The following is a 26,478-nucleotide window of genomic DNA, read 5'->3' on the forward strand; positions in this document are numbered from 1 at the left end:
TCGGCGACGCGATCGACGGTGATCCCGTGGCGCTGCTCGATCGCGAGAGGGTGCTCGGTCGGCTCAAGCTCGAAAGAGGGGCCGACGCCATCGCCGCGCAGATGGACGCGCGTCTTCAGGTTCTCGGTGCTTGAGTACAACGCAATTTCGGCAGACAGCCAGCCGAACAATGGTCCGACATGCGCGCGCTTTGGCCGGTCGATGCACGCAACGAACTCGTCGAACCTTTGCTTGCTCAGCGTGATCCGGACGCCCCAGATCAACGGTTCGTCCTCGCCATGGACCGGAACCTCGATACATCAGCGCACGAAGAAATGCTGGTCGTCGATGATGCAGGTTTCCGATTCGAGGACGCAGCGGCGCGGACGTTCCCCGGATGGAATTGCGTCGAAAACCAACGGTGCTTCGGCGAAGAAACCTGGCATGCCCTCGTGCCACTCGTCGCAAGCCGTGCACTTGAAGCGAAACCCGGCTGTCTCCCCGCGTCACGAGCCAGGCTGTGCGCCCAGGCTGATTCCGGTGTCGACAATCCGCGCCGGCCGCAGCTCGATCAAGCTTGATTGAACAGTTTGTGATCATTCGGCCACGATTGACCGTCATCGTCTACGACGAAAGTTCATGGGCCGTTCATTTCGATTTCCGTACCCATTCCACCCAAGAAGCTCGGCAACACACCTGCCCCAACGAGGAGACTTCCATGCGTGAGATCGTCCGTCCCGTAACTGCTGCGTTGAGCGTCGCGTGTGTCGCGTTCGCGATGTCCGCGGCGTCGACCAGCGGCGCATTCGCGCAGGCCAAGCAGCAGCAGATGGCGCCGGCGGCAAAGCAGCCCGCGCAGGCCGCACCCGCCGCCGCTCCCGCTCAGGCGGACCAACCGCCGCCGATCAAGCAGATCGCATTGACCGACAAGCAGGTCGATGGCGCGATCGCCGCGGCCAAGGAAATGGATCCGATCACCGCCAAGCTCTCGCAGGACTCCAAGCCCGATCCGAAGGTCATTGCCCAACTCGAGGCCATCGCCAAGAAAAACGGCTTCGCCAGCTTCGACGACTATAACAACGTCGTCGACAACATCTCGCTGGTGCTCGGTGGCTTCGATCCGCAGACCAAGAAATATGTCGGCCCCGAGGCCGTGCTGAAGGCGCAGATCGCCCAGGTGCAGGCCGACAAGAAGATGTCGGCCAAAGACAAGAAGGACGCGCTCGCCGACCTCAACGAAGCGCTGAAGTCGCCGCCGCCCGCGGTCGAGAACAAGGGCAACATCGATCTCGTCACCAAGAGCTACGACAAGCTGATGGAAGAGTTCGGCGGCAGCGACGACAATTGAGCCGCCAACCAAGTCAAAGCGGAATCAAAATGAGCCCCGGAGAAATTCTCCGGGGCTTTTTTGTATCCGCTCGCGACCCAGATGCGCGTGCCTCTCCGCATCATGAAGCCACCGAACGGAAGGCCGGCGACCGTTTCCGGGCGGACGATTCGCCGCCCGAGGTCTCATGCGATACCCGCGCGATGGGCTGCGGGCGGTGCTGCGATCTGCTACGCATGCAGCGAGGGACGGGAGTTCAAGGACATGGCCAACAAGAAAGTCGTGATCGCCGGTGCGACCGGCCTGGTGGGCAACGCCGCCCTGCGCCACTTCGGCGCGTCCGGAGACTGCGAGCGCATCGCGCTGTCGCGCCGCAAGCCGCGCGATCTCCACGGCGCGCGGCACGTGCCGATCGATCTCAGCAATGCCGAGGATTGCCGCCGCGCCGCGGCCGAGCTCGGCGGTGCTACGCATCTGATCTATGCCGCGCTTTACGAAGCGCCGAGTTTGGTCGATGGCTGGCGCGATGCCGGGCAGATCGAAACCAACGACCGGATGCTACGCAATTTGATGGGGGCACTCGAACCCGCGGCGCCCGATCTCAAGCACGTCGCGCTGCTGCAAGGCACCAAGGCCTATGGCGTGCATGTCCGGCCGCTCGCGGTGCCGGCGCGCGAGGGCCGCTCGGAAATGTACGAGCAGCCGAATTTCTATTGGGCGCAGGAGAACTTCCTGCGTGAGCTGCAACGCGGCAAGGGCTGGCACTGGAGCATCCTGCGGCCGGTGTTGATCATCGGCGAAGCGATGGGCGGCGCGATGGACCTGATCCCGCCGCTCGGCGTCTATGCGGCGGTGCTGCGCGCGCAAGGCAGGCCGCTGGATTATCCCGGCGGCGCGCCGCGTGTCGCGCAGGCAGTCGACGTCGATCTGCTGGCGCGCGCAATCGCCTGGTCCGGCGATGCCGCAGCCGCGCGCAACGAAGCGTTCAACGTCACCAATGGCGACGTCTTCACCTGGGAGAACATCTGGCCAGCGGTCTCGGATGCGCTCGAGATGACGCCGGGCAAGCCTGTGCCGCTGTCGCTGGCGCAGGAGTATCCGAAATGGATCCCGCTGTGGGATGAACTGCGCAGGAAACACGACCTGATCGCGCCCGGTCTGGAACAGTTCGTCGGCCTGTCGTTCCAATATGCCGATTACAGCCTGCGCCATGGGCAGACTGAATCCGGTCCGCCCTCGATCGTCTCGACGGTGAAGATCAACCAGGCCGGCTTCACCGAGATGATGGATACCGAAGCGATGTTCCGGAAATGGTTCAGGCTGGCGAAGGCGAGCCGGCTGTTGCCGTGAACCGATCGGGCCACCGCCCTCTCGTCTCCCTCGCCCCGCGTTTGCGGGGAGAGGGCGGGGTGAGGGGCTTCTATCCGGCGAGCACTTCGCTGCTTGTTGAGCCGCGTGCCTCGCCCCTCACCCGGATCGCATCTTCGATGCGATCCGACCTCTCCCGGCAAAGAGCGGGGAGAGGTGAAGAGCGTCCCTGCTATGGGTTGAGCCCTACCGCGAAAACGCCTGTTCCATCGCCTTGCGCGTCTTGATGGTGTCGTTCGCCTCGTCGACCTCGACGTCGCTCCAGCGCACCACGGCGCCATGGGCGACGTCGTGCTTCAGCTTGACCCGATGCGCGAGGCCGATCGGCAATGCGCCGGCAGCGAGGCTGGCGGAGGCGGGCATCAGTTTGCCCCACACCGTGTAACCGCCTTCGCCGTCGAGCATCTCGCCGGCGCGCAGATTGCGCTTGGCGACCGCTGCGACGTCGCCGCGGAAGCCGCGCGGCTGTCCGGTCGGCTCGTTGCGCAGCGCAGCCGACAGCACCGAGATGTTCAGCTCGAGCCCGATCAGATGATAGGGCTTGTACATCGCCGCAAAGCGGCCGGATGAATCGGTCTTGAGGCCATATTGCCTGAAGCAATCGGCGGCATAATCGTTCGGCGCCTCCAGCACCACATAGACGCCCCAGCGCAGATCGCGGAACACCGGGCGGCCGTCGCGCTCCAGCGACGACACCACTTCCACGATGCCGGATTTCTCCAGCACGCCGCCCTTGTCGCGCGGCCGCATCACATGCGGCAGATCGTCGACGCCGCAGGGCGGAAACAGCAGGCCCTCCGACGGCACGTCGAGCGTGCAGGAATTGGCGATCGCGGCCATCTCGATCGCCGATTTGGTGCCGTCGAGGAAGGAGTTGAACATCTGCGGGTTCATGCCGGCGGATTGCGCCTCGCCGGCGGTGAGCCCGTAATGCTGCCACACGCCCTCCGGCGTCACGTCGTGATAGGCCGGCAGATATTTGGTGCCCTTGCCGGCGGCGACGACGCGAAATCCTGTCGCGCGCGCCCAATCCACGATCTCCGCGGTCAGCGCCGGCTGATCGCCATAGGCGAGCGAATAGACCACGCCGGCCTTGCGCGCCTCCTCGGCGAGCAGCGGCCCCGCCAGCACGTCGGCCTCGACATTGACCATCACGACATGCTTGCCGGCGGCGATTGCCGCGCGGGCGTGGCGGATGCCGACGGCGGGATTGCCGGTGGCCTCGACCACCACATCGAGCGCGCCGCCGGCGATGGCGCGCGCGCCGTCGTCGGTGAAGGTGGTTGCGTTGATCCGCGCGTCGTCCCAGCCGACCGTGCGGCAGGCCTCGCGGGCGCGCTCGCGGTCGAGATCGACGATGACAGGCACTTCGAGCCCCGGCGTGTGCGGCACCTGCGACAGGAACATCGAGCCGAATTTTCCGGCGCCGATCAGGACGACGCGCACCGGTTTGCCGGCGGCGGCGCGGGTTTTGAGGAGGTGATGCAGGTTCATGATGCTGGTTACCGATGCTGCGGTCGCGCGGGGCGCGCGACAAATTCAGAACTCGTCATTCCGGGGCGACGCGCAAGCGTCGAGCCCGGAATCCATCGTACGGCAAAACATGCGGTCAATGGATTCCGGGCTCTCGCTTCGCGAGCCCCGGAATGACAGTTGTGTGTTTACTCCGCCGCCTGCCGCGGCGCACGTGCCAATCGCAGCAGCGCGTCGTCGGCCACTGTCTGGATCGGCGTGAAGTCGCGATGCGCGATGTAGTCCGGCCGCGTCGGGGTGCGGATGTAGTTCGAGACCGCGTTCAGCGTCAGGTAGACGATCTTGCGCGGATAGGGCGTGATGTTGCCGCTCGAGCCATGCACCAGGTTGCCGTGGAACATCAGCATGCCGCCGGGCTTGCCGGTCGGCGCGACGATGCCGCCCTGCTTGACGAGCCGCGTCACGGTCTCTTCATCGAGCGTCCACAGCGGATAGGAGGTGGTTTCGAGGTCGTGCGAGGCCTTGAGGTCGCCGGCGGTCTGGCTCTGCGGCACCAGCATCAGCGGTCCGTTGATCGGCATCACCTCGTCGAGGAAGATCGCGATGTTCATCGCGCGCGGCTCCGGCATGCCGTCGTCGCGCTTCCAGGTGCCGTAATCCTGGTGCCATTGCCAGACGTCGCCGGTGAAGGCCGCCTTCGCGTTGATCTTGAACTGATGCATGTAGACCTTCTCGCCGAACAGCTGCTCGATCGGGTCGATCATGCGCGGATGGGCGCCGAGGAGACCAAACGCCTCGTTGTAGAGATGCGCGGCGAATGCGGTGCGCGGTGCACCGCTCTTCTCGCGCCACACCTCGGGGCGGTTGGCGTCGTAGATCGAAACCGCCTCGCGGGCGAGGAAGTCGACCTCTTCCTGGTTGAACAGCTCGGGCAGGAACAGCCAGCCTTCGCGATGGAAAAATTCGATCTGCTCTTGCGTCAGTTTCATGGTGCTTTCCTCCTTTGATTGTTGGTTGGTTATTGCTGCGGCGCCGCGTCGAACCCGTTCACGCCGCCACGTCGATGGTCCTCAGCTTCTCTTCCGTCATCCGCCCCGCCGTCTGCGCATGCGCCAGCGCCGCGGCCTCCGCGGCGGCGGCATTGCCGGAGAAAATATGCGCGGCGATGGTCTCGTGTTCGGTCCAGGCACTGCCGCGGTAATCGAGCTCGGCGAGCACGGTTGCCATCGAGCGGCGCATATGCGGCCATTGCGGCGCGATCATTTCCTCGATCGCGGAATTGCCGGCGAGCCGGTAGATCGCGCTGTGGAAGTCGACGTCGATCGCGATCAGGCGCGCCAGCGGCGCGTCGTCGTCGATCGCGCGGCCGGCTTCGAGCGCGGCCTCGAGTTGGCTGCGGGCGGTGGAATCCTCCTTGACGCGTCGCGCCGCGAGCCGCGCCGCCAGCGCGTCGATCGCGCCGCGCACCTCGTACAGTTCGCGGATGCGCTGCGGATCGAGCTGCGTCACCTCGAAGCCGCGCTTGCCGCTTTCCGCGACGAGGCCCTGACGATGCAGCAGATGCAGCGCATGCGAGATCGGCTGGCGCGAGACGCCGAGCCGTTCGGCAAGCTCATTCTGGGTGATGCGCTGACCGGGCAACAGCGTGCGGTCGATGATCGCCTCGAGCAACCGCCCATAGACCTGGTCGATGAGGTTCGGAAGCGGGTCCAACGGGATCATGCCGGCCATCCAAATTGGAATACGGAATTCCGTATTCGATAAGGAAGCTACTGCCGGTTGCGCGGACGGTCAAGGCTCCAATTCGCAGTGGAGGCAAGCAATTGATATGTCGAATCTTTCTGAGAATGGACCTGTCCAGCATTCGCGCCGGTCCAGCTCATCAGCCATCAAGCCAGCCTGGTCGAATGCCGGCCACCGGCTGCTTTGCATGGGGTTGTTTTCGATATTTTGGCAGCGGGCCTCCCCGCAAGTCGGGGGAGGAGGCCCGGGTGCCGGCGCGAAAGATGCCCCGCTACTTCGCCTTGCCCAACTCGATCAGGATCCGCATCATCAGATAGAGCCGCGGCACGATCGAGTTGGTGTCGATATACTCGTCGCGGGCGTGGTAGCCCCAGCCGGCGAGGCCGAAGCTCTCGACCACGACGGCCTTGCCGCTGCGCGCGGCGTAGCCGGCGTCGGTCGCGCCGCCGGTCATCTCCGCGAGATCAAGTGTGCGCCCGAGCTCGGCATAGATCGCCTGTCCCTGCTTGGCGAGCGCGCGGCCACGATCGTCAGCCACGAAGGGCGGGCGGCCCGCGGTGACCTTCACGGTCACCTCGGTGTCCGGGATCAGCTTGTTCTTGATCTTCTCGTCGAGCGCGGCTTGCAGCTTTTGCACACCGTCCGGAATGGTGAGGCGGATGTCGGCGCCGGCCGAGGCGTGATCGGGGATCTGGTTGCGCACGGTGCCGGCCTTCGCGGTGGTCCAGTTCAGCTGCGTGCCCGGGATCGATTTCGCGACGTCCTCGGTTTGCAGCAATTGATGCGCGAGCTCGAGCAGCGCGTTGCGGCCGAGCTGCGGCGCCGCGCCGGCATGTGAAGCCTTGCCCTTCACCTCCATGTTGCCGGTCGCGGTGCCGCTGGCGCCGAGCAGCAAGCTCTCGTTCTTGGCGACCGGAGGCGCAACCGTCGGCTCGCAGGACAGCACCACGTCGTGCTGATCGGCGAGCTCGGAGATGATCTCGCCGGAGCCGATCGAGCCGACCTCTTCGTCGGGATTGAACGATACCGTGAGCTTGGCGTAGTCGCGCCAGCCAGTATCTTGCAGGATCTTCAGGGAATGCAGGATGACGGCGATGCCGCCCTTGTCGTCGGCGATGCCGGGTCCGTAGATCCGGTTGCCGTCGACCTTGTAGGGCTGGGTGTCGAGGATACCGTGCTCGTAGACCGTATCCATATGCGCGATCAGCATCAGCTTCCTGCTGCCGGTGCCCTCGAAGGTGCCGATCACCATGTCGGCGCCGGCGCCCTTGGTGGTCTTGCGCCGCTCGGTCTTGGCGCCGAGCGCCTTCAGCCGCGCTTCGGTGTAGTCGGCCATCTTCTTCAGGCCCTCGACATCGCCGGATCCGGACTCGATCAGCACCATGTCGTGCAGGCTTTCGATCACCGCGGGCTGGGCCTGCTCGGCGGCCGCACGCAGTTTTTCATCCGCGGCGGCAAGGGCGGAGGACGAGGCGAGGGCGAGCAGGCCGGCCGATGCGAGCAATTTGATCGATAGTTTCATGATTGTCCTCCCTGCTGAAACGCAGGGAGACACTAGCATCGCGACCTGTCAGCCTCCAGCCGCGTCAGCTGCGGTCGAGCACCTCGACATCGAAGGTTTCGATCTCCGTGGCATCGGCGGTCGCATCGATCGCCGCGATCCTGTCGCCCGAGATCGTAACCCGCAGCACGACCCGCAACGCGCCGCCGAGGATGACGGCAACGCCGATCGCGCCGTCGACCAGCGCCGGTCTCGCCGCCTGCGCGCGTCCCTTGAAGCTCTCGGCCACAGCGGTGGCGCCGCGGATCACCGGCAGCGAGCCGAGCCGCTGCGCCGCCTGATCGGCGCGCACCACGACATCGGGCGCGAGCACGGCGAGCAGTCCCTCGAAATCGCCATCGCGGGACGCGGCGAGGAAAGCCTCGACGATTCTGCGCTGCCGGCCGAGATCGGCATCCGGCGCGGACGGTGCGCCCTGCACGCGCCGCCGCGCACGGCTGGCGAGCTGCCGCGCGGCCGCCGGCGTGCGTCCGACGATCGGCGCGATCTCCTCGAACGGCACCGCGAACATGTCGTGCAGCACGAACGCCAGCCGCTCGGCCGGCGCCAGCGTTTCCAGCACCACCAGCAGCGCCGCGCCGACGGAGTCCGCCATCTCCGTCTCTCGCTCGGACGGATTGTCCGCGACCGGCTCAGGCACATGCGGACCGATCGGCTCCTCGCGGCGCGATTTGCGCGAGCGGAGCATGTCGAGGCAGATCCGTGCGATCACCGTGGTCAACCATCCCCCGAGGTTGTCGACCGCAGCCGTGTCGGTGCGGCCAAGCCGCAGCCAGGCTTCCTGCACGGCGTCGTCGACCTCCGCGGTCGAACCCAGCATCCGGTAGGCCACCGCCCGCAGGCGCGGCCGATTGGCCTCGAACCGTTCAGCGAGAGAATTTTTCTCGGTCATAGGTCACATTCCCCTGGTCCGCTCCGTCATGCCCATGACGAACGAAGCCCGGCCGATGTGACAACAGATCGGCACGGCGGCGTCAAAAGGCAAACCAGGAGAGCGATATGATGAAAGCCCGCATGAACCACCCGGTGATGGTTGTTCCCGAGGCCATGAAGGCGTTGCAGGCGCTCAGCGAGAGCACCAAGCCGGCGCTGCCGGAAAGGCTGCTGGAACTGGTGCATCTGCGCGCCAGCCAGATCAACGGATGCAGCGTCTGCGTCGACATGCACCCGAAACTCGCCCGCCGCGCCGGCGAGACCGATGAGCGGCTGTTCGCGGTCGGTGCCTGGCGCGATGCGCCCTATTTCACCGACGCCGAGCGGGCCGCGCTGGCGCTGACGGAAGCGGTGACCCGGCTCAGCGACCGCGAGGATCCGGTGACGGACGCGGTGTGGGACGAGGCCGCCAGGCATTTCAACGAGCCGCAGCTGGCATCGCTGGTGCTCGGCATCGCAGCGATCAACGTCTGGAACAGGTTGAACGTCGCCGTGCGCCAGCCCGTCGGTGCGTGGAAGGTGTGATCTTCACCCTCTCTCCGCAAGCGGGGAGAGGTGCACTGCCTATGCGGCCAAGAACTCCAGCACGATCTCGCAATAGCGCTGCGGGGCCTGTTCGAACATCGGGTGCGTGGTGCCCGGGATCATCTCGGTACGCGCATCCTTCACGTTGGCGGCGAGGGCGTGCAGCACTTTCGGCAGCACGCCCTTGGTGTTGGCGCCGCCGATGAACAGCGTCGGCGCCCTGATCGCCTCGGCGTCCGCCTTGGAGAACGGCGGCCGCTGGTCGCGGGTCTGGCCGAGCAGGGTGGTCGCATTGTCGCGCAGCAGTTGCTTGGAGGCTGCCGGAATCCGCTTCCAGGCGCCGGGGCCTTCCAGCGCGTCCATGAAGATCTGCAAGCCGCCGTCGATATCGCCCTTGGCGATTTCCGCGGCGCATGCCGCGAACCGTGCTGCCAGCGGCGAGTGGCCGGGCTTGAAGTCGGGATCAAGGGTCTCGTCGAGCTCGCCGCCGGGCTCGGCGAGGATCAGCTTGCGCAGCAGGTCCGGCCGCCGCTGCGCGACCCGGAAGCAGATATGGCCGCCGCGGGAATGTCCCATCAGGTCGACCGGTTTGGTGTCGAAGGCTTCGATGAAGGCGATCACATCGTCGACATGTTGCGCGATCGAATAGGTATCGCCGACGCCGTCCCAATGCGCCGGGAAGAAATGCCGCAGGCTGACCGCGATCACGCGATGGTGACGCGTCAGCGGGCCGAGCACCGCCGACCAGATCCGGAAGTCGCACAGCGAACCATGCACGCAGACCAGCGGCGGCCCCTCGCCGATGTCGAGGTAGGGCATGTCGAAACCGTTGACGCGGAGGCTGTGCATTTAGGGCTCGCGGAGGGCAGGAGATGTTGTTGATTCCGCCCAAGTTCCCACGGAATTCGGGTGGATAGCAACATTCGCCAAGCCTAGATTTCAGATCAACAGCAGGCTCCGGTTTGTGAGCCTAACGAATATCTGGAGTGCGCCATGACCGGCCAGCATTTTGCAATCTTCGAGACCATGATCGGCGCCTGCGGCGTCGTCTGGGGTGAGCACGGCGTGACCGGCGTGCAGCTGCCGATGGGCAATGAAGAGAAGACCCGCAAGCGGATTGCCCAGCGCAACGGCGACGTCACCGAGGCGGCACCGCCGGCCGAAGTGCAGCACGCGATCGACGGCATGATCGAGCTGCTCGCCGGCAAGCCGAACGACCTCGCCGACATCGTGCTCGATCTCGACGGGGTGCCCGAATTCAACCGCGGCGTCTACGACATCGCGCGGAGGATTCCGCCGGGCAAGACCATGACCTATGGCGACATCGCCAAGCAGCTCGGCGGCGTCGAGCTGTCGCGCGACGTCGGCCAGGCGCTCGGCCGCAACCCGTGTCCGATCGTGGTGCCCTGCCACCGGGTGCTGGCGGCGGGCAACAAGCCGGGCGGCTTCTCGGCCAATGGCGGCGTGGTCACCAAGCTGAAGATGTTGCAGATCGAAGGTGCGGTGGTGAACCACACGCCGAGTTTGTTCGATTGAGGAAGAAGCACCCCTCCCTTCCAGCGGAGCGCAATCGAAACCGCGAGCAGCTTTGCTTTGCTGCCTCTACGTTCGTCATGGCCGGGCTTGTCCCGGCCATCCACGTCTTTGTCGTGCGGAAACCAAGACGTGGATGCCCGGCACAAGGCCGGGCATGACGGAGTTCGTGGGGAGGTCGAGCGCTTATGCGATTGCCCACCTCCAGGGGAGGGTGAAGCGAGCGAGCTCCTGCTATGCCGTCTCACAAACAAACCCGTTGCCCTTCCGCCTGATCTTGCCGACCGAGGGTGAGGGGAAATGGGCGGGGCAGCACAGCGTCTCGGTGTCGCAATAGCGCTCGAGCAAGCTGCGGCGTGTCTTTGCCGCCAGCGCGGGGTCGACGTCGAATTTCGGCGAGATCTCCGGATAGAGCGTCTGGATCGGCGAATGCATCAGGTCGCCGGCAAACACCGCGTCATCCTTGCCGCGGCCGAAGGTGAAGGCGAGGTGGCCCGGGGTGTGGCCGGGTGTCGGCAGGACGCGCATGTGGTCGCCGATCGCGAAATCATTGCCGACGAGATCGGCCCGCTTGGCTTCCACCACTGGCAGCACGCTGTCGACGAATGGCGGGACTTCGGCCTTGGCGTTGGTCTCGGTCCAGTAGTCGAACTCGGTCTTGTCGAACACATAGCGCGCGTTCGGGAAGGTCGGCACCCAGCGGCCGTTATCGAGCCGCGTATTCCAGCCGACATGGTCGACATGCAGATGCGTGCACATCACATAGTCGATGTCGCCGACCGAGAAACCGGCCGAGGCAAGGCCGCGCAGATAGCTGTCGTCGGTCTTCATGTTCCAGCTCGGCCGACCCGGCCGCGGCTTGTCGTTGCCGATGCAGCTGTCGATCAGGATAGTGTGGTGCGGCGTCTTCACGATGTAGGACTGGAACGCCAGGATCAGCGTGTCGCTATCGTCGAGCGCGCCGGCGGCTTTCATCCAGGCGCGGTTCTCGCCCAGCAGCTCCGGCGTCAGGGTGGGGAACATGTCGTGCGCGGGCAGGAACTTGGCTTCCTCCTCGACGACGCGGTGAATGGTGAGATCGCCGGCGGCAAATTTCAGGCTCATGGTGATTCCCTGGCGTTAGCGTTTTCGAGCGAAGCGGAGTCCGGTTGGCGTGAAGAAAACGCGTAGACAAAGGTCAGTGCGCGTCGCGCACGGCTGGAATGATGATGTTGGCGAGGATATCCATCGCCGCAAGGCCTTCCTTGGGCTGGCCGTACTGGGCGGCCGTCGTCATCATCACAAGATCGAGATCGGGCACGATGATGATGCGCTGTCCGCCCCAGCCGAACGCGCCGACCCATTTCACTTCCTTGCCGTCGGACAGCGAGCGGCCCATCCACCACTGATAGCCATAGAACAGCGTGCCGCCGAAATAGCCGACGGCCTGGAAGCGCGGCACAATCGATTGCGCGATCCAGTCGGCCGGGACGATCTGCTGCTCCTTCCACCGTCCGCGGTCGAGCACGAGCTGGCCGATCTTGGCGGCATCGCGCGGGCGCAGCCTGAGGCCGGCGGCGGCAGCGATCTTGCCGTTCTCGTAGCTCTTCCATTCGAGATCGGTGATGCCGAGCGGCTGGAACAGCGTCTCGCGCGCGAACGCTTCGAGCGGTTTGCCGGAGACCTGTTCGACGATGTTGCCGAGCACATTCGTGCCGCCGCCATTATAGGTCCACAGCGTGTCCGGCGGCGCTGCGATCGGCTTGGCCAGGACATAGCCGATCGGATCGGCATCGAAGGCGAGATGCGGTTCGTCGTTGTTCGGATCGGTCCAGGGCAGTGCCTCGTCCCATTGGATGCCCGACGACATCGTCAGCAGGTGGCGCAGCGTGATCGCGTCCCATCCGGCTGATTTGACCGACTGGCGCTCGGGAAAGAATTTCGTCACGCGCTCGTCGACGCCGGCGATCAGCTTGCGGTCGATGGCGATCCCGACCAGCAGCGACGTCACGCTCTTCGATGCCGAACGCATGTCGTGCTTGGTGGTCGCCGTGAATTCGATGCGGCCTTCCTTGTGTCCCCACGGCTGATCGATGCCGGTGAAATATTGCTCGAACACCAGTCTGCCGTGACGCGCCACGACGACGGAATGCACTTCGCTGCTGCGCAGGGCGAGCCGCGCGGCGATGCCGCACGGCCGCTCGCCATCCATGCCGACGCTGCCGGGTGACGCGATCGTCCAGCCATCGTCGAGCGCGGCCGGCGATCCGCAAGTCTGTTTCTGTTCAGCTGTCATGTCGTCGGCCCTTGGTGTGGTGATCGAGGCCGTCAACGCGAGCACAAGGCTCGCGCCGAGCAGGAAGGGGCGGGCGAAGCGATGGCGCATCGTCATGCCTACCGCCCTGCCACGCTACGCGGCTGGCGGAGCCGAGATCTTCACCGACGGCCGTTCCTGCATTCGCTGGTAGAAGGCGTCGAGCTTGGGATAGGCCTTGCGCCAGCCGCAATCGGCGAAGCGGAAATCGGCGTAGCCGAGCACGCAGACAAGGCCGATCTGCGCGATGTCGAACGACGAACCGTCCAGCACGTCGGGCCGGTTCTCGAACCGCGCCATGCCGGCCCAGGCCCGGTTCCAGTGATCGTCGTACCAAGCTTGCCACAGCGAGCCCTGCGGCCGCACCATCTTCTCGTAGCGGCACAGCAGCATGGAATCGAGCATGCCGTTGAGCAACGAGTGATCGGTCTTCAGCTTCCAGCGCCGCGGGCCGTAGCCCGGGATCAGCCGGCCGCCGCCGATCTCGTTGAGATATTCGACGATGACGTAGGAATCCAGAATCACGTCGCCATGGTCGAGGATCAGCACCGGCAGCTTCTTCAGCGGCGAGATCCTGGAATATTCGTCATTGGCCGTACCCGGCGCGACGCTGGCCGGCACGAATTCGATCTTGTCGATCAGGCCGAGCTCGATCGCCGCGATGCGCACCTTGCGGGCGAACGGGGAAGCGGGAGAGAAGGTGAGTTTCATGGAGATGACCTCTTTCCGAGTACGCAGTCGTCATCCTGAGGAGCGCGCCCTTGGGCGCGCGTCTCGAAGGATGGGTAGTGATCGATGCTTTGCCGTCACCCTTCCGACGGATGGACGACGGTGTCCTTGGCTCATCCTTCGAGACGCGCGCGTTGCGCGCTCCTCAGGATGACGGTCCCGTAAACTACGCCGCGACGATTTCCTGGCGCTGCTCGCCGAGGCCCTCGATGCCGAGCGTCACGACGTCGCCGACGTTGAGATATTGCGGCGGCTTCATGCCGGTGCCGACGCCGGGCGGGGTGCCGGTGGTGACGACGTCGCCGGGCAGCAGCGTCATGAACTGCGAGACGTAGGAGATGCACTTCGCCATGGTGAAGATCATGGTCGAGGTCGTGCCGGTCTGGCGGCGCTGGCCGTTGACGTCGAGCCACATCGAGAGCTTCTGCACGTCGGCGATTTCGTCCTTGGTGGCGAGCCAGGGGCCAACCGGACCGAACGTGTCGTGCGACTTGCCCTTGGTCCACTGTCCGAGGCGTTCGATCTGGAAGTTGCGCTCGGAGACGTCGTTGCAGATGCAGTAGCCGGCGACGTGGTTCAGCGCGTCGGCTTCCGAGACATACTTGGCACGGGTGCCGATGATGGCGGCGATCTCGACTTCCCAGTCGAGCTTGGTCGAGCCGCGCGGCTTCTCGACCGGATCGTTCGGGCCGGAAAGCGCGGTGTTGGCCTTCAGGAAGAAGATCGGCTCCGACGGGATCGGGTTGCCGGTTTCCTTGGCGTGGTCGGAATAGTTGAGGCCGATCGCGACGAATTTCGAGATGCCGGTGACGGGGGCGCCGAAGCGCGGCTTGCCGGCGACCGCGGGCAGGGAGGCGGGATCGAGGGCAGCAAGCTTCTTCAGCGACTCCGGCGTGTAGGCTTCGCCGGTCAGGTCCTTCAGATGGGCCGAGAGGTCGCGGAGCTGGCCGGATTTATCGATCAGACCGGGCTTTTCCGCACCCTTTTCGCCATAACGAACAAGCTTCATGTTGATCACTCCCTGCGATGTCCTGAGGATTATTACTGGTATACCTCGACACGCTTCATGGAACAGCGCGGCAGGAAATTCAACCGCTTCACGGTCGCGGCATTGCAGCCATCACCTTCCGGCGTGGCGGCTTGGAACGGTTCGTTCAAATGCCCGTCATGATTGCGGCTGCGGCGCCGCCAGCATCCGCGTGAACATGTCTTCCAGCAGCCGGCACGGCGGCTCCGGATCGCGCGTACCCGCGACGATCGCATCATCAGCCACGGCGTGCATCCCGTCGAATACGATCAGCGCCGCGCTGCGGGCGTCCGGGAAGGTCCAGACCCCGGCCTTCCGGCCATCCTCCAGCACCGCGACGATCTGAGCGATCACGTCGTCCTTTTCCTGCGACTGGCGCTGATGATGCGGAAAGTCGTGAAACACGACGTCATGCAGTTCGACATTGGCAAGATAGGTTCCAACCGCGCCGCGTAGCCAGGCCGATAGCCGTCCGGCGTGATCGTCTTCGGCACATTCAGCGATCGAAGCCGCAACGCGGGCGAGGAAGTCCTGCGAGAAACGCGCGCGCAGGGCGATGATCACATCTGCCTTGGTGGAGAAGTAGTGGTAGAAGGTGCCCTTGGCGACGCCGGCCCGGGCGACGATGTCGTCGATCGTGGTGGCCTCGATGCCCTTCGCGATGAACAGGGCGGCTGCCGCCGACATCAGGTCGTCCACCCTGACCTCGGCAGGCTGAGCCCGTCTCCAACGCTGCGCTGCGCCGCGTGGCGCCGCCGTCTGCCGCTTCCCGATCATGCCGTTCGCATCCACCTGCATCTGATATCCGATTCTGGATCGCATATTTAGAATGACTTTGAAATAGCTTAGTTATATTGACCGACCGTCAGTCGATGCGTATTTGTGCCGCCATGTCCAACAATCCGGCGGCATAATGATGTCTCTGTCCCGCAAATCCGTGGCCGTTCTTGCGGTCTATCTCGGCACCTGCATGGCGACCGTTGCGATCAGCATCGTCACGGTGGCGCTGCCTGCCATCCAAGCCGGCCTCGGGGCTGAGCTTGCCGGGTTGCAGTGGGTGGTCGGTGCCTACGCGCTGAGCCTGTCCGCCTGCATGCTCTCGGCCGGCCCGATCGGCGACCGTTACGGCCGCAAGCGCGCCTGGCTGTTCGGCATCGTGCTGTTCACGCTCGGCTCCGCCACCTCCGCGACCGCGCCGTCGCTTGCGATCCTGATTGCCGGCTGCGCGTTGCAGGGCGTCGCCGGTGCGTTGGTCATCCCGGGCGCGCTGTCGATCCTGGCCCAGGCGTTCCCCAATCCCGCCGAGCGTGCGCATGCGATCGGCGGCTGGTCGTCGTTCAGCGCGGTGTCGCTCATTCTCGGTCCGATGCTCGGCGGCATCCTGGTCGACACTGTCGATTGGCGGAGCGTATTCCTGATCAACCTGCCCGTCGGCGCGGTCGCGCTTGGTCTTGGCCTGGTCGGCATCGACGAGAGCGCCGATCCCGACCACGCCGCGCTCGACCCAGCCGGCCAGGTCTTGAGCGTGGTGCTTCTCGGCGCGCTGACCTACGGCTTTATCGCCGCCAGCGGCGGCTGGACTGCGCCCGCCACGCTGTCGGCATTCGGCGTCGCGGGAGCCGCGTTGCTGCTGTTCGTCGTGGTCGAACGGCGCGCCGCGCGCCCGTTGGTGCCGGTCGACCTGTTTCGCGATCTCGCCTTTGTGGCGGTGAACTTCGCCTCGTTCGCACTCGGCTTCTCCGGTTACAGCAGCCTGTTCCTGTTCTCTCTGTTCTTGCAGCAGGCGCAGGACTGGTCGGCCGCCCAGGCTGGCAGCGGAATCGCCCCGGTGTTCGTCGTCGCGGCGACGGGATCGTTGTTGTTCGGCCGCTGGGCGGCGCGTTTCGGGCTGCGCCGGTTGATGATCGTTGGTTATGTCCTGCTTGGCGTTGCCATGCTCGGCATGAGCTCGTTCACGGAAGCGACGCCCTATGCCGTGATCGCGCCGTTGTTCGCGCTGCTCGGCGCGGGCCTCGGGCTCTCGGTGCCGGCGACGGGCGCATCGACCATGGCGGTGGCGCCGCGCGAGCGCAGCGGAATCGCGTCCGCGACGATGAACGCCTTGCGGCAGAGCGGCATGACGATCTCCATCGCCCTGCTCGGCACGGTGCTGGCCACCACCGCCACTGCGTCGCTCACCAGCGCGCTGATGAATGCCAATGTCGGCAACGCGGCCGAACTTGCCGCCATCGCGATCCGGCGTCACGAAACGCCGGGCGGTCTCGGCATAGCACCGGACACCTTTCACGCCATGCTGGCGAGTGCGCTCGCCCGCGGTTTTTCCGCCGCGGCCGCGCTGGCCGGCCTGTTCGCGCTGCTGGCGGCGGCGATGCTCGCCGCGGCTGCGTTGCAGGCGCGGCGGACGCAGCCCGGATCCGCGCTCGCCAGAGAGACATGATCACACCCTCATCCGCATCAGGAGTATCGCCCATGAAATTCTTTCGCGAAGCCGAACCCGGCATCTTCATCGCAACCGGCTACCTGCAAACGGAGCAGGATGGTTGCGACTGGACCGTGGAGTACGCCGAGCTGCTCGCCGCGAACCGGCCGCTCGCCGTGATCGTCAACGTCAACGATCAGCCGGAGGTCGCCGCCGGCAAGCCGATGGTGCTGTGGATGAAGGCGCACAAGGCCGAGCTCGGCCGGTTGATCCGGGTCACCGTCTTCATCGCCGATGACGACGAGGAGCGCGCCGAGCTCGAGCGCAGCCTGCCGGGCCGTGCCAAGGCCTTGCCCTATCCGGCCGCGATCGCCGCCAGCGAGGCCGACGCGCTGTTCCTCGCGCGCGCCAGCCTGGGCTAGTTCAGGTGTCGAGCGCGACGAACCTGAAGGCGTCGCCATCGCGCCTGATATGGCCGGCATTGAAATGCCCGCCGATCACCAGCGTCGGCGTGTCGGCGAAGCGCGCGAACAATTCGCGCCGCGTCGCCGCCGATTGCGTCTGGTCGGAGTCCGCGGTCGACGACCAGTCGAGGTGGTACATCTGGCACGGATGATGCGCGACGTCGCCGGTCAGCAGCCCTTCCGCGCCGCTTGATTTGATGTGGATGCTCATGTGGCCGGGGCTGTGGCCCGGGGTCGGGATCAGCGTGATTTCCTCGGTCAGGCGGTGATCGCTCGGCACCAGCTCGGCCTTGCCGGCATCCGCGATCGGCTTCACCGAGTCCGCGAACACGGCGGCATGCGCGGCATCGTCGCTGTGGTCGCGCCAGTGCTCGAATTCGGTCCGGCCGAACACGTAACGGGCGTTGGCGAAGGTCGGCACCCATTTGCCGCCGGCGAGCTTCGTGTTCCAGCCGACATGGTCGACATGCAGATGCGTGCACAGCACGGTGTCGATGCTGTCAGGGGCAAAACCGGCCGCGGTCAGCTTCTCCAGGAACGGATCGCTGCGGTTGTTCCAGGTCGGCACGTTGCGGCCCTGCTTGTCGTTACCGAGCCCGGTGTCGACGATGATGCGGTGCTCCGGCGTCTCGACCAGCAGCGAATGGATCGACATTTTGAGCCGGCCATCCTCGTTGGCGAAATGCGGGATCAGCCAGGGCAGGCTCTGGATCTCCTCCCGGCCGGCCAGCGGCAGGATGAAGCGCGTGCTGCCAACGGTCTCGAGTTCGACGACCTTGGTGATCTTGACCTTGCCGATCGTCCATTGCATGCGGCGTGTCCTCGGTTTTCTTGTTATCGGGCGCAGTCGACGATCACGGTGCCGATCTTGTCGCCCTTCTCGACCGCGAGATGGGCGTCGGCAGTCTCGGCGAGCGCGAATTGCCCGGCGATGTTGTGCACGCGGGTGCCAAACGCCAGCCATTTCGTGATGTCGGCCTGCGCGGCGGCGAGCAGCGGCGGCGGCAGCGCGAACAACACCAGCGAGCGCACCGTGATGCACTTCTCCATCAATTCGCGCACCGGCAGTGTGGGCGTGCGGTTGCCGTTGGTGGCGTAGACTGCGATGGTCGAATTCAGCGCCATGAGCTTCAGCGTGGTCGCGAGGTTGCCGCCGAAATCGACGTCGATCACGCGATCGACGCCGCGGTTCTCGGTGAACGCCATGACCTTGGCGACGACGTCCTCGGTCCGGTAGTTGACCACCATGTCGGCGCCGCCGAGCCGCGCCTCAACGTCCTTGACCTGCGAACTCACGGTCGCGATCACCCGCGCGCCGCCCCACTTCGCCAGTTGCACGGCATAGTGGCCGACCGCGCCGGCGCCGCCGGTGACCAGCACCGTCTGGCCCGCGACCGGGCCGTCGGCAAACAACGCGCACCATGCGGTCATGCAGGGAATGCCAAGCGTGGCGCCGGCCGCGAACGATACGTCCTGCGGCAACGGCGTCACCAGATAATCGGCGAGCGTGATGTATTCGGCCGCGGTGCCGAAGGCGCGGCCGTTGCGCTGGCCGTTGAACAGCCAGACGCGATCGCCTGCGGCAAAGCGCGTCACGCCTTCGCCGATCTGGTCGACGATCCCGGCGCCGTCGCTGTTCGGGATCACGCGGGGAAACTCCATCGCGCGATAATTGCCGCCGCGGCGGCCGACATCAGCCGGATTGACGCCGGAGGCTTCGAGGCGAATCCGGACCTCGCCGGGACCGGCGTCGGGCGTTGGCATCTCGCCGACGGTGAGCACCGTCGGCGCCGCGCCGGTCCGTTCGTACCAGACCGCCTTCATCTAGCGCCCCTTTCCGAAGTTCGTGAACTCGTCCAGCGACCTCTTGCGCGAACTTCGGAAAGCAAGAGGGCGCTAGAAGACTCATTAATCTCTAGTGCCGCTTGACCGATTTGAAGCTCCCAATCGGTCTCGCCGCACACAGTGCAGGAGCTTCAAGTCGGCGGCACTAGAGCGTGCCCGGGAAGGCGCCGCCATCGAGCAGGATGTTCTGTCCGGTGATGAAGCCGGCCTTGTCGCCGCACAGGAAGGCGCAGGCATAGCCGAACTCGTCCGGACGGCCGAAGCGGCCGGCGGGATTCAGCTTGGCGCGCTCGGTCAGGACCTGGTCGGCCGAGATGCCGCGCTTCTCGGCTTCGGGCTTGGCGGTGCCGCGCAGGCGGTCGGTGTCGAACGGGCCCGGCAGCAGGCCGTTGATGGTGACATTGTTGATCACGGTCTTGCGCGACACGCCGGCGACAAAGCCGGTGAGGCCGGCGCGGGCACCGTTGGACAGGCCCAGAATCTCGATCGGCGCCTTCACCGCCGCCGAGGTGATGTTGACGATGCGGCCGAACCTGCGCGCCATCATGCCGTCGACGGTCGCCTTGATCAGCTCGATCGGCGTCAGCATGTTGGCGTCGATCGCCTTGATCCAGTCGTCGCGGGTCCAGTTGCGGAAATCGCCGGGCGGCGGGCCGCCGGCATTGTTGATCAGGATGTCCGGCTCGGGGCAGGCTTTCAGCACGGCCTCGCGTCCTGCCGGGGTCGTGATGTCACCGACGATCTCGGTGACCGTGACGCCGGGATGCGCCTTGCGAATCTCATCGGCGGTCTGCTTCAGCGCCTCGGCGCCGCGCGCCGTCAGCGTGACATGCACCCCCTCATTGGCGAGCGCGATCGCGCAGGCGCGGCCCAGTCCCTTGCTCGATGCGCAGACGATGGCGCGGCGGCCTTTGATTCCAAGATCCACGAGTTCGCTCCCTGTGAGGTCGGATAGGTTTGTAAAGGTTTGATGGATGCATTCTAGCCAAGCTCGACCCCGCCGATAAGGGATGTGCAATGCATAAGTGCATGCCGGGCAGGAACAGCCGGGCGAAGGCGGCGAGCTAGATGCGCTGCTCGCGCCGCAGCCGCTCGATCGCCATGGTGGCCTCGGGCGGTAGCGAACGGAAACCGGCTTGTCCGGCCGCCGAGAACAGCGGCCGCAATTGCGATCCGTTGAGGAATTGCGGCTGCCGAGCGAGCGGCACCAGCTGATCGAACACCAGCACCAGCGTGGTCACGACTAGGCCCACCCTGACCGCGCCGAGTAGCGCGCCGCCGAGGCGGTCGCCGATCCCGATCTCCGCGCCCATCGTGTCGTCGAGCATCGTCCGCGCCATCTTTCCAAGGATGACACCGATCGCGAGGAACAGGCCGAACAGCAGCACCCCGTTGGGCGGAAACGGCGAGGCCGGCAGCGTCGCGATGTGGGGCCCGATCATCGCGAGCGCCGCGACCGCGAGCGGCATCGCGATCAGATAGGCCAAAATGGTGACCGCGCTGCGCAACAGGCCGGTCATGAAACCGGTCACGACCGCAAACAGCAGCCCGATGATCACGGCGAGGTCGAAGAGGTTCATGGGTAAGGATTTCCTGCCCAATCTCCTAGGGTTTCCAGGTTGATGAATCCGGCTTACATCAAGGACAATTGTAGAGATTCATTGTCTATGTCCGCCATACCACAGCCGTCATTCCCCGGTGCGCAATTGCGCACCTGAGGGCGCGCGTCAGCGCGAGCCCGGAATCCATTGGGCCGCAGCTTCTGTGGATGAATGGATTCCGGGCTCTCGCTTCGCGAGCCCCGGAATGACGAGAAGGTCACCCCGCCCGCATCTCCGCCTTGATCATGTCGGCGGCCTTCTCGCCGATCATGATGGTCGGCGCATTGGTGTTGCCGCCGATCAGCGTCGGCATGATCGAGGCGTCGACCACGCGCAGGCCCTCCAGGCCATGCACGCGCAGCGTCGGATCGACCACCGCGAGCGGATCGTTGCTGCCCATCTTGCAGGTGCCGACCGGGTGGTAGACGGTGTCGGAGCGCGCCCGCAGAATGCTGCGGATGTCGTCGTCGGTGCTGACACCTGCGGTGAACATGTCCTTCTGCTGCAACGCGCGCAGCGCCGGCGTGTCGAGCAGTCGCTTCGTCATCTTGAAGCCTGCGACCATGGTCTCGACGTCGCTGTCCTCGCCGAAGAAGTTCGGATCGATCGCGGGTGCTGCGAGGGGATCGGCGCTGTTCAGCCACACGCTGCCGCGGCTTGCCGGCCGCAGCAGGCAGACATGGCAGGAGAATCCGGTGCCCCAGCGCGGCTTGCGGCCGTGGTCTTCCACCATGGCCATGCAGAAATGCAGCTGGATGTCGGGGATGTCGAGGTCGGGCCGGGTCTTCAGGAAGCCGCCGCATTCGGCGACGTTCGAAGTCATCGGGCCGCGCCGCTGGCGCCGGTACTGCCCGATGCCCTTGATGATCCGCCCGATGCCGCTCCACGACAGTCCCGAGAAATAGGGCGCGTCGGAGGCGAAGCCGAACACGAAATCCGGATGATCCTGCAGGTTCTGTCCGACCCCCGGCAGCTGATGCAGGCTGGCGATGCCGTGCTTGCCGAGTGCCGCCGCGTCGCCGACGCCCGACAGCATCAGCAATTGCGGCGACTGGAACGCGCCGGCCGCGAGGATAACCTCGCGCCGCGCGCGCAGCACCTTCTTCTCCTTGCCCTGGATGTATTCGACGGCGACGGCACGCTTGCCCTCGAAGATGATGCGGGTCGCGTGGGCCTGCGTCTCGATACGCAGATTGGGCCGGCGGCCCATGTGAGGATGGATATAGCCGCGCGCCGCGCTCCAGCGCTCGCCATTCCGCTGCGTCACCTGGTAGATGCCGAGCCCTTCCTGCTCGGCGCCGTTGAAATCGTCGCGGATCCGGAACTGGGCCTCGCGCGCGCCTTGCAGGAACATCTCCTTGACCGGATTGTCGGACTGCAGGCCGGTGACGTTGAGCGGCCCGCCCTTGCCGTGATACTCGCCGTCGAGCTCGGTGTTGTGCTCCGCGCGCTTGAAGTAGGGCAGCACGTCGGCGTAGCTCCAGCCGGGATTGCCGAGCGAGGCCCAATGGTCGTAGTCGGCGCGATGGCCGCGGATATAGACCATGGCATTGATCGCCGAGGAGCCGCCGAGCCCCTTGCCGCGCGGCTGATAGCCGATGCGGCCGTTCAAGCCCTTCTGCGGCACCGTGTCGAACGCCCAGTTGTTGAGCTTGCTCGAGAGCATCAGGATGATGGCGCCGGGCGTGGTCACCACCCAATTGTCGTTTGTGCCGCCGGCATCGAGCATCGCCACCGAGGTCGCCGGATCCTCCGACAACCGCCCCGCCACCGCGCAGCCGCCGGAGCCTCCACCCACCACCACGAAATCGAACGTGTCAGTCATTCTTGTTTCCCCCTTGGCTATTCTTCTTTGTCATTCCGGGGCGATGCGAAGCATCGAGCCCGGAATCCATCGCGCCGCGGTGACGCGGATAAGTGGATTCCGGACTCGCGCTGCGCGCGCCCCGGAATGACGGTTACGACAACATCCGCATCAGCTTCTCCAGCCGCGCGATCTTCGCGCCATAGGGCGGATAGAGATCGGCGAGCCGGTTGAAGCGCGAGCGGTAGAACACCGGCTTCAGCTTGGTCAGCGTCCTGAAGCCCCATTCGCCGTGATAGGCGCCAGTGCCGGATGCGCCGACGCCGCCCATCGGCTGATAGGCCTGCGCGAAATGGAACAGGCAGTCATTGACGGTGACGCCACCTGACACCGTGCGCGCCAGCACCGCGTCGCGGGCCGCATTGTCGGTACCGAACCAGTAAAGTGCCAGCGGGCGGTCGCGCTTGTTGATGAAGGCGATCGCCTCCGTTGCGTCACGGGCGCCCATGATCGGCAGCAGCGGCCCGAAGATCTCCTCCTGCATCACGGTCATGTCGGGCGTCGCATCGATGATGACGGTCGGCGGGAATTTGCGCCTCGACTTCCACTCGGGATCGTTGGGAGCCGAGGGCTGCATGATGGTCGCGCCCTTTGCGGCGGCATCGGCCAGCAGGGCCTCGAGCCTGACGTAATGCCGGTCAGAGACGATCGAGGTGTAATCGGGATTTTTCGGATCGGTGCCGAACATCTGCCGCATGTGGCCCTGCATCCGCATCGCAAGCGGCTGCACCGAGGCTTGCGGCGCCAGCACGTAATCGGGCGCGATGCAGGTCTGGCCGGCATTGAGCAGCTTGCCATAGGCGATGCGCTGCGCGGCTTCGTCGATGTCGGCGGAGCCGTCGACGATCACGGGCGATTTGCCGCCGAGCTCGAGCGTCACCGGCGTCAGATTGCGGCCACAGGCTTCCGCGACCAGCCGGCCGACGCGGGTCGAGCCGGTGAAGATCAGATGATCGAATGGCAGCGCGGCGAAGGCTTTGGCGATGTCGTCGTCGATGTCGGTGACGACGAGCTCGGTGCTGTCGAATTTCTTCGCGATCGCCTCCATCAGCAGTTCGGAGAACCGCGGCACCAGCTCGCTCGGCTTGATGATGGCGCTGTTGCCGGCCGCGATGGCCGCGACTGCGGGCGCCAGCGTCAACTGTAGCGGGTAATTCCAGGGCGCGATGATGCCGACCACGCCGAGCGGCTGCGGGATCAGCCGGTTCTTCGCCGGCGCGAACTGCACCGTGGTCGGGATCTTTTGCGGCGCCATCCAGGATTTGAGGTGCCTGGCGGCGTGCTTGATCTCGCCGAGCACCAGCATGGTCTCGGCGATCGCGGTCTCGACGGTGGAGCGGTGGCCGAAATCGGCCGAGATCGCCGCCTCGAATCGCGCTTCGTTCTCGGTCAGCGCGGCGCGCAGGCGCCGCAGCCGGTCCAGCCGTGCCTGCAATGTCGGCGCCGGCTCGCTCCGCGACAGCTCGAACTGGCGCTGAAAGGTCTCTTCGAGCGCATGCAGCCCCGGGCTTTTCAGTGGCCGGTCCATGGCGTTTCCCCTCGGATGACGTTTCCTTGACGGATTTTGTTGGGCGCCAAGCTCTGCTTTTGCGCGCGGTCTGGCAAGACCTGGTTCCCCGCGGTCGATTTGTCAGGAAAACCTGATATTTCGACGTCACAAAATCCTCAAAAACCCACGTCCGGGGCTTTCCAAACCGGGCACACGTTGATACATACGCCCCGCACCCGACGGCTTCGGCCTGGGTCGCCTTCTCAGGAAGCCCTCCGGACGGATCGATCGGCGCCGTTAGACGCGTTGGCCGGCAGGTTCGGGCACTCTTTCTGCAAGGCACGCAACGGTTTAACGCGGGGTGGAGCAGCCCGGTAGCTCGTCAGGCTCATAACCTGAAGGTCATAGGTTCAAATCCTATCCCCGCAACCAAGCTTCGGACCAACCGGTTCCGACAAAAAGGCCCGCCTCACGGCGGGCCTTTTTCGTGCATGTCTTGATCCTGCATGGCTCACGGCGTTGAGTCGTTGCAGGCGGCCTCCGCCGGTGCTTCATCCACGTTCGGGTCGGCGGCCGCGGTTGCCCAGGCCAGTTCGACCAGCGTCACGATCCGCCGTCCGGCGCCGTCGAGCTGGCAGACGATCAGGCCTTGCTCCTCGATGTAGGTCAGAAGATGCCGCGCGCGGCGCAACGAATGGGTGCCGTAGGCGCGCGCGATCGCGGCGTCGCTCGGGCAGGGCCAGCCTTCCTTCGCCGCGCGGGCGATCATCATGAAGACGCCCTGCATGTCCTCAGGCAGCAGGGAGGCGCGCAGCGAGACGTCCTGCCACGCGTCGTCCTCGGCCATCTCTGTACCGAGCCCGGCGCGGGCCCGCGTCAGCATGCGGCGGAAATCGGTCAGCTCCGGCACGACAGCACCGAGACCCTCGATGCGGCAGCGGACCACGAACTCCTGATACAGCACGCCGATGGCGCGGAAGCCGGCGTCCGGCTCGGCGAGGATGGCGCGCAGGATCCGGTCCAGCCGTTCGCGCCGCTCGGCCAATTGCTCGGCACTGAGCGGCTGTTCCGCAGCCTCTTGAGCCGGTTCCGGTGCCGGCGACTTCGCCGCCATCAATTGGCTGAGCAAATCCGGGGACGGTGCCCGGCGCTGCGGCCGGGCGCTGGTCTCAGGCGGCGGCGCCGCGAGGATGATCGCGCGCGCGTCTTCCAGCGTCGCTTCGGGCAGCGGCATCAGTCGTGGTGCCGCGTTGCGCGGCTGGGTATCGGTCGGACCGATGCGCAGGCCGAGCGGACGGCGCGACAGCGCGGGTCCGAGCGCCATGAATTGTCCGCGCTCCAGGTCGCGGAACGCTTCGGCCTGGCGCCGCTCCATGCCGAGCAGGTCGGCGGCGCGCGCCATGTCGATGTCCAGGAAGGTGCGGCCCATCAGGAAGTTCGACGCCTCGGCCGCGACATTCTTGGCGAGCTTCGCCAGCCGCTGGGTCGCGATGATCCCGGCAAGGCCGCGCTTGCGGCCGCGGCACATCAGATTGGTCATCGCGCCGAGCGACAGCTTGCGCGCCTCGTCGGACACTTCGCCCGCGATCGCCGGCGCGAACAATTGCGCCTCGTCCACCACCACCAGCATCGGATACCAATGGTCGCGGGCGACGTCGAACAACCCGCCGAGGAAGGCCGCGGCACGCCGCATCTGGTTCTCGGCGTCGAGCCCTTCGAGATTGAGCACCGTGGAGACGCGATGGATCCGCACCCGCTCGCCGGCGACCTGCAGGCTGCGCTCCGTGTGATCCTCGGCGTCGATCACGAGGTGACCGAAGCGCTCGGCGAGAGTGACGAAGTCGCCTTCCGGATCGATGATGGTCTGCTGCACCCAGGGCGCGCTCTGTTCCAGCAGGCGTCGCAGCAGATGGGACTTGCCGGAACCCGAATTGCCCTGCACCAGCAGGCGCGTGGCCAAGAGTTCCTCGAGGTCGATGGCCGCCGAAGCGCCGGCCGTCGTTTGTCCCATCTCGATCGCGACCGTCATGCTTCGACTCAAATCATCCTTGCGAAGACGCGACTTAACAAGCTGACCGCGCCCAGTCGAGCACCCAGCTGCCACGCTATCCCCAAGCCTGCGCAAGCAGTGGACAGGTCGCTGAGGCGGAGAGCGCTGCCGCCTTGCGGCGTTCTCCGACCGCGGGGGGCTGCGGTTGTCTATTGACGATCCCGAATCGTGATGGTCCTGATATCCGCGGCCGATCGATAATCAACAACAAGATCAGCCGTGTGGGTCCAGCGGACCTCGACAGGGGAGGTCGTG

At 65.6% G+C, this 26,478-nt stretch carries 24 protein-coding genes, 1 tRNA gene and 1 pseudogene (1 of these 26 cut by a window edge); 7 read left to right on the forward strand and 19 right to left on the reverse strand.

All coding sequences use genetic code 11. The features are described from left to right. Nucleotides 1–425 (reverse strand): annotated as a pseudogene (locus tag CWS35_RS40070) (DUF2199 domain-containing protein); it reaches 34 nt to the left of the window's first position. A gap of 272 nt (nucleotides 426–697) precedes the next feature. Here CWS35_RS40070 and CWS35_RS11655 point away from each other — a divergent pair. Together CWS35_RS11655 and CWS35_RS11660 are read left to right on the forward strand one after the other, a co-directional pair. Then, complete coding sequence (locus CWS35_RS11655) at nucleotides 698–1,327, forward strand: hypothetical protein (RefSeq protein WP_168226310.1); 630 nt, start codon at nucleotides 698–700, stop codon at nucleotides 1,325–1,327. 243 nt (nucleotides 1,328–1,570) lie between these two features. After that, entirely contained in the window at nucleotides 1,571–2,656 is a 1,086-nt protein-coding gene (locus CWS35_RS11660) for an SDR family oxidoreductase (protein WP_024579150.1), read from the forward strand. 204 nt (nucleotides 2,657–2,860) lie between these two features. Here the strand turns inward: CWS35_RS11660 and CWS35_RS11665 are convergent, their stop codons facing one another. The 5 genes from CWS35_RS11665 to CWS35_RS11685 form a co-directional block, all read right to left on the reverse strand. Next, nucleotides 2,861–4,168 (reverse strand): NAD(P)H-dependent oxidoreductase, encoded by a 1,308-nt coding sequence (locus CWS35_RS11665; RefSeq protein WP_100951968.1) that lies wholly within the window; start codon nucleotides 4,166–4,168, stop codon nucleotides 2,861–2,863. A 167-nt stretch (nucleotides 4,169–4,335) separates the two neighbouring features. Continuing rightward, nucleotides 4,336–5,136 (reverse strand): phytanoyl-CoA dioxygenase family protein, encoded by an 801-nt coding sequence (locus tag CWS35_RS11670; RefSeq protein WP_024579148.1) that lies wholly within the window; start codon nucleotides 5,134–5,136, stop codon nucleotides 4,336–4,338. A gap of 58 nt (nucleotides 5,137–5,194) precedes the next feature. Further along, nucleotides 5,195–5,869: a GntR family transcriptional regulator gene (locus tag CWS35_RS11675; RefSeq protein ID WP_024579147.1), complete on the reverse strand. Its 675-nt coding sequence runs from the start codon at nucleotides 5,867–5,869 to the stop codon at nucleotides 5,195–5,197. Nucleotides 5,870–6,161: 292 nt separating this feature from the next. Next, a complete protein-coding gene (locus CWS35_RS11680; RefSeq protein ID WP_100951969.1) occupies nucleotides 6,162–7,412 on the reverse strand; it encodes a M20/M25/M40 family metallo-hydrolase in 1,251 nt (416 codons plus the stop codon). A 64-nt stretch (nucleotides 7,413–7,476) separates the two neighbouring features. Next, nucleotides 7,477–8,343, reverse strand: a complete 867-nt coding sequence (locus tag CWS35_RS11685) for a sigma-70 family RNA polymerase sigma factor (RefSeq protein ID WP_100951970.1) — start codon at nucleotides 8,341–8,343, stop codon at nucleotides 7,477–7,479. A 110-nt stretch (nucleotides 8,344–8,453) separates the two neighbouring features. On the opposite strand from CWS35_RS11685, the gene CWS35_RS11690 reads away from it, so the two are divergent. Continuing rightward, on the forward strand, nucleotides 8,454–8,909 hold the full coding sequence (locus tag CWS35_RS11690; protein ID WP_100956257.1) for a carboxymuconolactone decarboxylase family protein: 456 nt from the start codon (nucleotides 8,454–8,456) through the stop codon (nucleotides 8,907–8,909). Between the two features lie 39 nt (nucleotides 8,910–8,948). Here the strand turns inward: CWS35_RS11690 and CWS35_RS11695 are convergent, their stop codons facing one another. Further along, entirely contained in the window at nucleotides 8,949–9,758 is an 810-nt protein-coding gene (locus tag CWS35_RS11695; RefSeq protein ID WP_100951971.1) for an alpha/beta fold hydrolase, read from the reverse strand. A gap of 144 nt (nucleotides 9,759–9,902) precedes the next feature. On the opposite strand from CWS35_RS11695, the gene CWS35_RS11700 reads away from it, so the two are divergent. Continuing rightward, on the forward strand, nucleotides 9,903–10,445 hold the full coding sequence (locus tag CWS35_RS11700) for a methylated-DNA--[protein]-cysteine S-methyltransferase (protein WP_100951972.1): 543 nt from the start codon (nucleotides 9,903–9,905) through the stop codon (nucleotides 10,443–10,445). Nucleotides 10,446–10,676: 231 nt separating this feature from the next. Here the strand turns inward: CWS35_RS11700 and CWS35_RS11710 are convergent, their stop codons facing one another. The 5 genes from CWS35_RS11710 to CWS35_RS11730 all read right to left on the reverse strand — a co-directional run bounded on the left by CWS35_RS11710 (nucleotide 10,677) and on the right by CWS35_RS11730 (nucleotide 15,289). Continuing rightward, entirely contained in the window at nucleotides 10,677–11,546 is an 870-nt protein-coding gene (locus CWS35_RS11710; protein WP_168226311.1) for an MBL fold metallo-hydrolase, read from the reverse strand. Between the two features lie 73 nt (nucleotides 11,547–11,619). Further along, complete coding sequence (locus CWS35_RS11715; protein WP_245438938.1) at nucleotides 11,620–12,813, reverse strand: serine hydrolase; 1,194 nt, start codon at nucleotides 12,811–12,813, stop codon at nucleotides 11,620–11,622. An 18-nt stretch (nucleotides 12,814–12,831) separates the two neighbouring features. Beyond that, on the reverse strand, nucleotides 12,832–13,446 hold the full coding sequence (locus tag CWS35_RS11720; protein ID WP_024579139.1) for a glutathione S-transferase family protein: 615 nt from the start codon (nucleotides 13,444–13,446) through the stop codon (nucleotides 12,832–12,834). Nucleotides 13,447–13,630: 184 nt separating this feature from the next. After that, nucleotides 13,631–14,473: a fumarylacetoacetate hydrolase family protein gene (locus CWS35_RS11725; RefSeq protein ID WP_024579138.1), complete on the reverse strand. Its 843-nt coding sequence runs from the start codon at nucleotides 14,471–14,473 to the stop codon at nucleotides 13,631–13,633. Between the two features lie 156 nt (nucleotides 14,474–14,629). Further along, entirely contained in the window at nucleotides 14,630–15,289 is a 660-nt protein-coding gene (locus tag CWS35_RS11730; RefSeq protein WP_245438939.1) for a TetR/AcrR family transcriptional regulator, read from the reverse strand. A 115-nt stretch (nucleotides 15,290–15,404) separates the two neighbouring features. Between CWS35_RS11730 and CWS35_RS11735 the strand changes: the two genes are divergently transcribed. Next, complete coding sequence (locus CWS35_RS11735) at nucleotides 15,405–16,928, forward strand: MFS transporter (protein ID WP_245438940.1); 1,524 nt, start codon at nucleotides 15,405–15,407, stop codon at nucleotides 16,926–16,928. Nucleotides 16,929–16,960: 32 nt separating this feature from the next. Continuing rightward, nucleotides 16,961–17,332, forward strand: a complete 372-nt coding sequence (locus tag CWS35_RS11740; RefSeq protein WP_100951976.1) for a hypothetical protein — start codon at nucleotides 16,961–16,963, stop codon at nucleotides 17,330–17,332. A 1-nt stretch (nucleotide 17,333) separates the two neighbouring features. On the opposite strand, the gene CWS35_RS11745 is transcribed toward CWS35_RS11740, so the two are convergent. From CWS35_RS11745 to CWS35_RS11770, 6 genes are all read right to left on the reverse strand, one after another. Further along, on the reverse strand, nucleotides 17,334–18,185 hold the full coding sequence (locus CWS35_RS11745; protein ID WP_100951977.1) for an MBL fold metallo-hydrolase: 852 nt from the start codon (nucleotides 18,183–18,185) through the stop codon (nucleotides 17,334–17,336). 23 nt (nucleotides 18,186–18,208) lie between these two features. After that, nucleotides 18,209–19,198: an NADPH:quinone reductase gene (locus CWS35_RS11750; RefSeq protein WP_100951978.1), complete on the reverse strand. Its 990-nt coding sequence runs from the start codon at nucleotides 19,196–19,198 to the stop codon at nucleotides 18,209–18,211. Between the two features lie 166 nt (nucleotides 19,199–19,364). After that, complete coding sequence (locus CWS35_RS11755) at nucleotides 19,365–20,147, reverse strand: SDR family oxidoreductase (RefSeq protein ID WP_100951979.1); 783 nt, start codon at nucleotides 20,145–20,147, stop codon at nucleotides 19,365–19,367. A gap of 136 nt (nucleotides 20,148–20,283) precedes the next feature. Then, the gene (locus CWS35_RS11760; RefSeq protein ID WP_100951980.1) at nucleotides 20,284–20,799 is read right to left on the reverse strand and encodes a CvpA family protein; all 516 of its coding nucleotides are present in this window, start codon (nucleotides 20,797–20,799) and stop codon (nucleotides 20,284–20,286) included. A gap of 238 nt (nucleotides 20,800–21,037) precedes the next feature. Further along, a complete protein-coding gene (locus CWS35_RS11765; RefSeq protein WP_024579130.1) occupies nucleotides 21,038–22,645 on the reverse strand; it encodes a GMC family oxidoreductase in 1,608 nt (535 codons plus the stop codon). Between the two features lie 133 nt (nucleotides 22,646–22,778). Beyond that, nucleotides 22,779–24,212: an aldehyde dehydrogenase family protein gene (locus CWS35_RS11770; RefSeq protein ID WP_100951981.1), complete on the reverse strand. Its 1,434-nt coding sequence runs from the start codon at nucleotides 24,210–24,212 to the stop codon at nucleotides 22,779–22,781. Between the two features lie 316 nt (nucleotides 24,213–24,528). Here CWS35_RS11770 and CWS35_RS11775 point away from each other — a divergent pair. After that, nucleotides 24,529–24,605 (forward strand) — tRNA-Met (locus tag CWS35_RS11775). Nucleotides 24,606–24,684: 79 nt separating this feature from the next. Here the strand turns inward: CWS35_RS11775 and CWS35_RS11780 are convergent. Continuing rightward, a complete protein-coding gene (locus CWS35_RS11780) occupies nucleotides 24,685–26,202 on the reverse strand; it encodes an ATP-binding protein (protein WP_024584884.1) in 1,518 nt (505 codons plus the stop codon). Nucleotides 26,203–26,478: the final 276 nt, after the last annotated feature.

Origin of the sequence: Bradyrhizobium sp. SK17 (assembly GCF_002831585.1) — a bacterium.
Taxonomy (GTDB): domain Bacteria; phylum Pseudomonadota; class Alphaproteobacteria; order Rhizobiales; family Xanthobacteraceae; genus Bradyrhizobium.

Excerpts from the sequence above, each read along its gene's own strand:
- CWS35_RS11655 (WP_168226310.1), top strand. The coding sequence starts at position 698 with ATGCGTGAGATCGTCCGTCCCGTAACTGCTGCGTTGAGCGTCGCGTGT.
- CWS35_RS11660 (WP_024579150.1), top strand. The coding sequence starts at position 1,571 with ATGGCCAACAAGAAAGTCGTGATCGCCGGTGCGACCGGCCTGGTGGGC.
- CWS35_RS11665 (WP_100951968.1), bottom strand. The coding sequence starts at position 4,168 with ATGAACCTGCATCACCTCCTCAAAACCCGCGCCGCCGCCGGCAAACCG.
- CWS35_RS11670 (WP_024579148.1), bottom strand. The coding sequence starts at position 5,136 with ATGAAACTGACGCAAGAGCAGATCGAATTTTTCCATCGCGAAGGCTGG.
- CWS35_RS11675 (WP_024579147.1), bottom strand. The coding sequence starts at position 5,869 with ATGATCCCGTTGGACCCGCTTCCGAACCTCATCGACCAGGTCTATGGG.
- CWS35_RS11680 (WP_100951969.1), bottom strand. The coding sequence starts at position 7,412 with ATGAAACTATCGATCAAATTGCTCGCATCGGCCGGCCTGCTCGCCCTC.
- CWS35_RS11685 (WP_100951970.1), bottom strand. The coding sequence starts at position 8,343 with ATGACCGAGAAAAATTCTCTCGCTGAACGGTTCGAGGCCAATCGGCCG.
- CWS35_RS11690 (WP_100956257.1), top strand. The coding sequence starts at position 8,454 with ATGAAAGCCCGCATGAACCACCCGGTGATGGTTGTTCCCGAGGCCATG.
- CWS35_RS11695 (WP_100951971.1), bottom strand. The coding sequence starts at position 9,758 with ATGCACAGCCTCCGCGTCAACGGTTTCGACATGCCCTACCTCGACATC.
- CWS35_RS11700 (WP_100951972.1), top strand. The coding sequence starts at position 9,903 with ATGACCGGCCAGCATTTTGCAATCTTCGAGACCATGATCGGCGCCTGC.
- CWS35_RS11710 (WP_168226311.1), bottom strand. The coding sequence starts at position 11,546 with ATGAGCCTGAAATTTGCCGCCGGCGATCTCACCATTCACCGCGTCGTC.
- CWS35_RS11715 (WP_245438938.1), bottom strand. The coding sequence starts at position 12,813 with ATGACGATGCGCCATCGCTTCGCCCGCCCCTTCCTGCTCGGCGCGAGC.
- CWS35_RS11720 (WP_024579139.1), bottom strand. The coding sequence starts at position 13,446 with ATGAAACTCACCTTCTCTCCCGCTTCCCCGTTCGCCCGCAAGGTGCGC.
- CWS35_RS11725 (WP_024579138.1), bottom strand. The coding sequence starts at position 14,473 with ATGAAGCTTGTTCGTTATGGCGAAAAGGGTGCGGAAAAGCCCGGTCTG.
- CWS35_RS11730 (WP_245438939.1), bottom strand. The coding sequence starts at position 15,289 with ATGCAGGTGGATGCGAACGGCATGATCGGGAAGCGGCAGACGGCGGCG.
- CWS35_RS11735 (WP_245438940.1), top strand. The coding sequence starts at position 15,405 with ATGATGTCTCTGTCCCGCAAATCCGTGGCCGTTCTTGCGGTCTATCTC.
- CWS35_RS11740 (WP_100951976.1), top strand. The coding sequence starts at position 16,961 with ATGAAATTCTTTCGCGAAGCCGAACCCGGCATCTTCATCGCAACCGGC.
- CWS35_RS11745 (WP_100951977.1), bottom strand. The coding sequence starts at position 18,185 with ATGCAATGGACGATCGGCAAGGTCAAGATCACCAAGGTCGTCGAACTC.
- CWS35_RS11750 (WP_100951978.1), bottom strand. The coding sequence starts at position 19,198 with ATGAAGGCGGTCTGGTACGAACGGACCGGCGCGGCGCCGACGGTGCTC.
- CWS35_RS11760 (WP_100951980.1), bottom strand. The coding sequence starts at position 20,799 with ATGAACCTCTTCGACCTCGCCGTGATCATCGGGCTGCTGTTTGCGGTC.
- CWS35_RS11765 (WP_024579130.1), bottom strand. The coding sequence starts at position 22,645 with ATGACTGACACGTTCGATTTCGTGGTGGTGGGTGGAGGCTCCGGCGGC.
- CWS35_RS11770 (WP_100951981.1), bottom strand. The coding sequence starts at position 24,212 with ATGGACCGGCCACTGAAAAGCCCGGGGCTGCATGCGCTCGAAGAGACC.
- CWS35_RS11780 (WP_024584884.1), bottom strand. The coding sequence starts at position 26,202 with ATGACGGTCGCGATCGAGATGGGACAAACGACGGCCGGCGCTTCGGCG.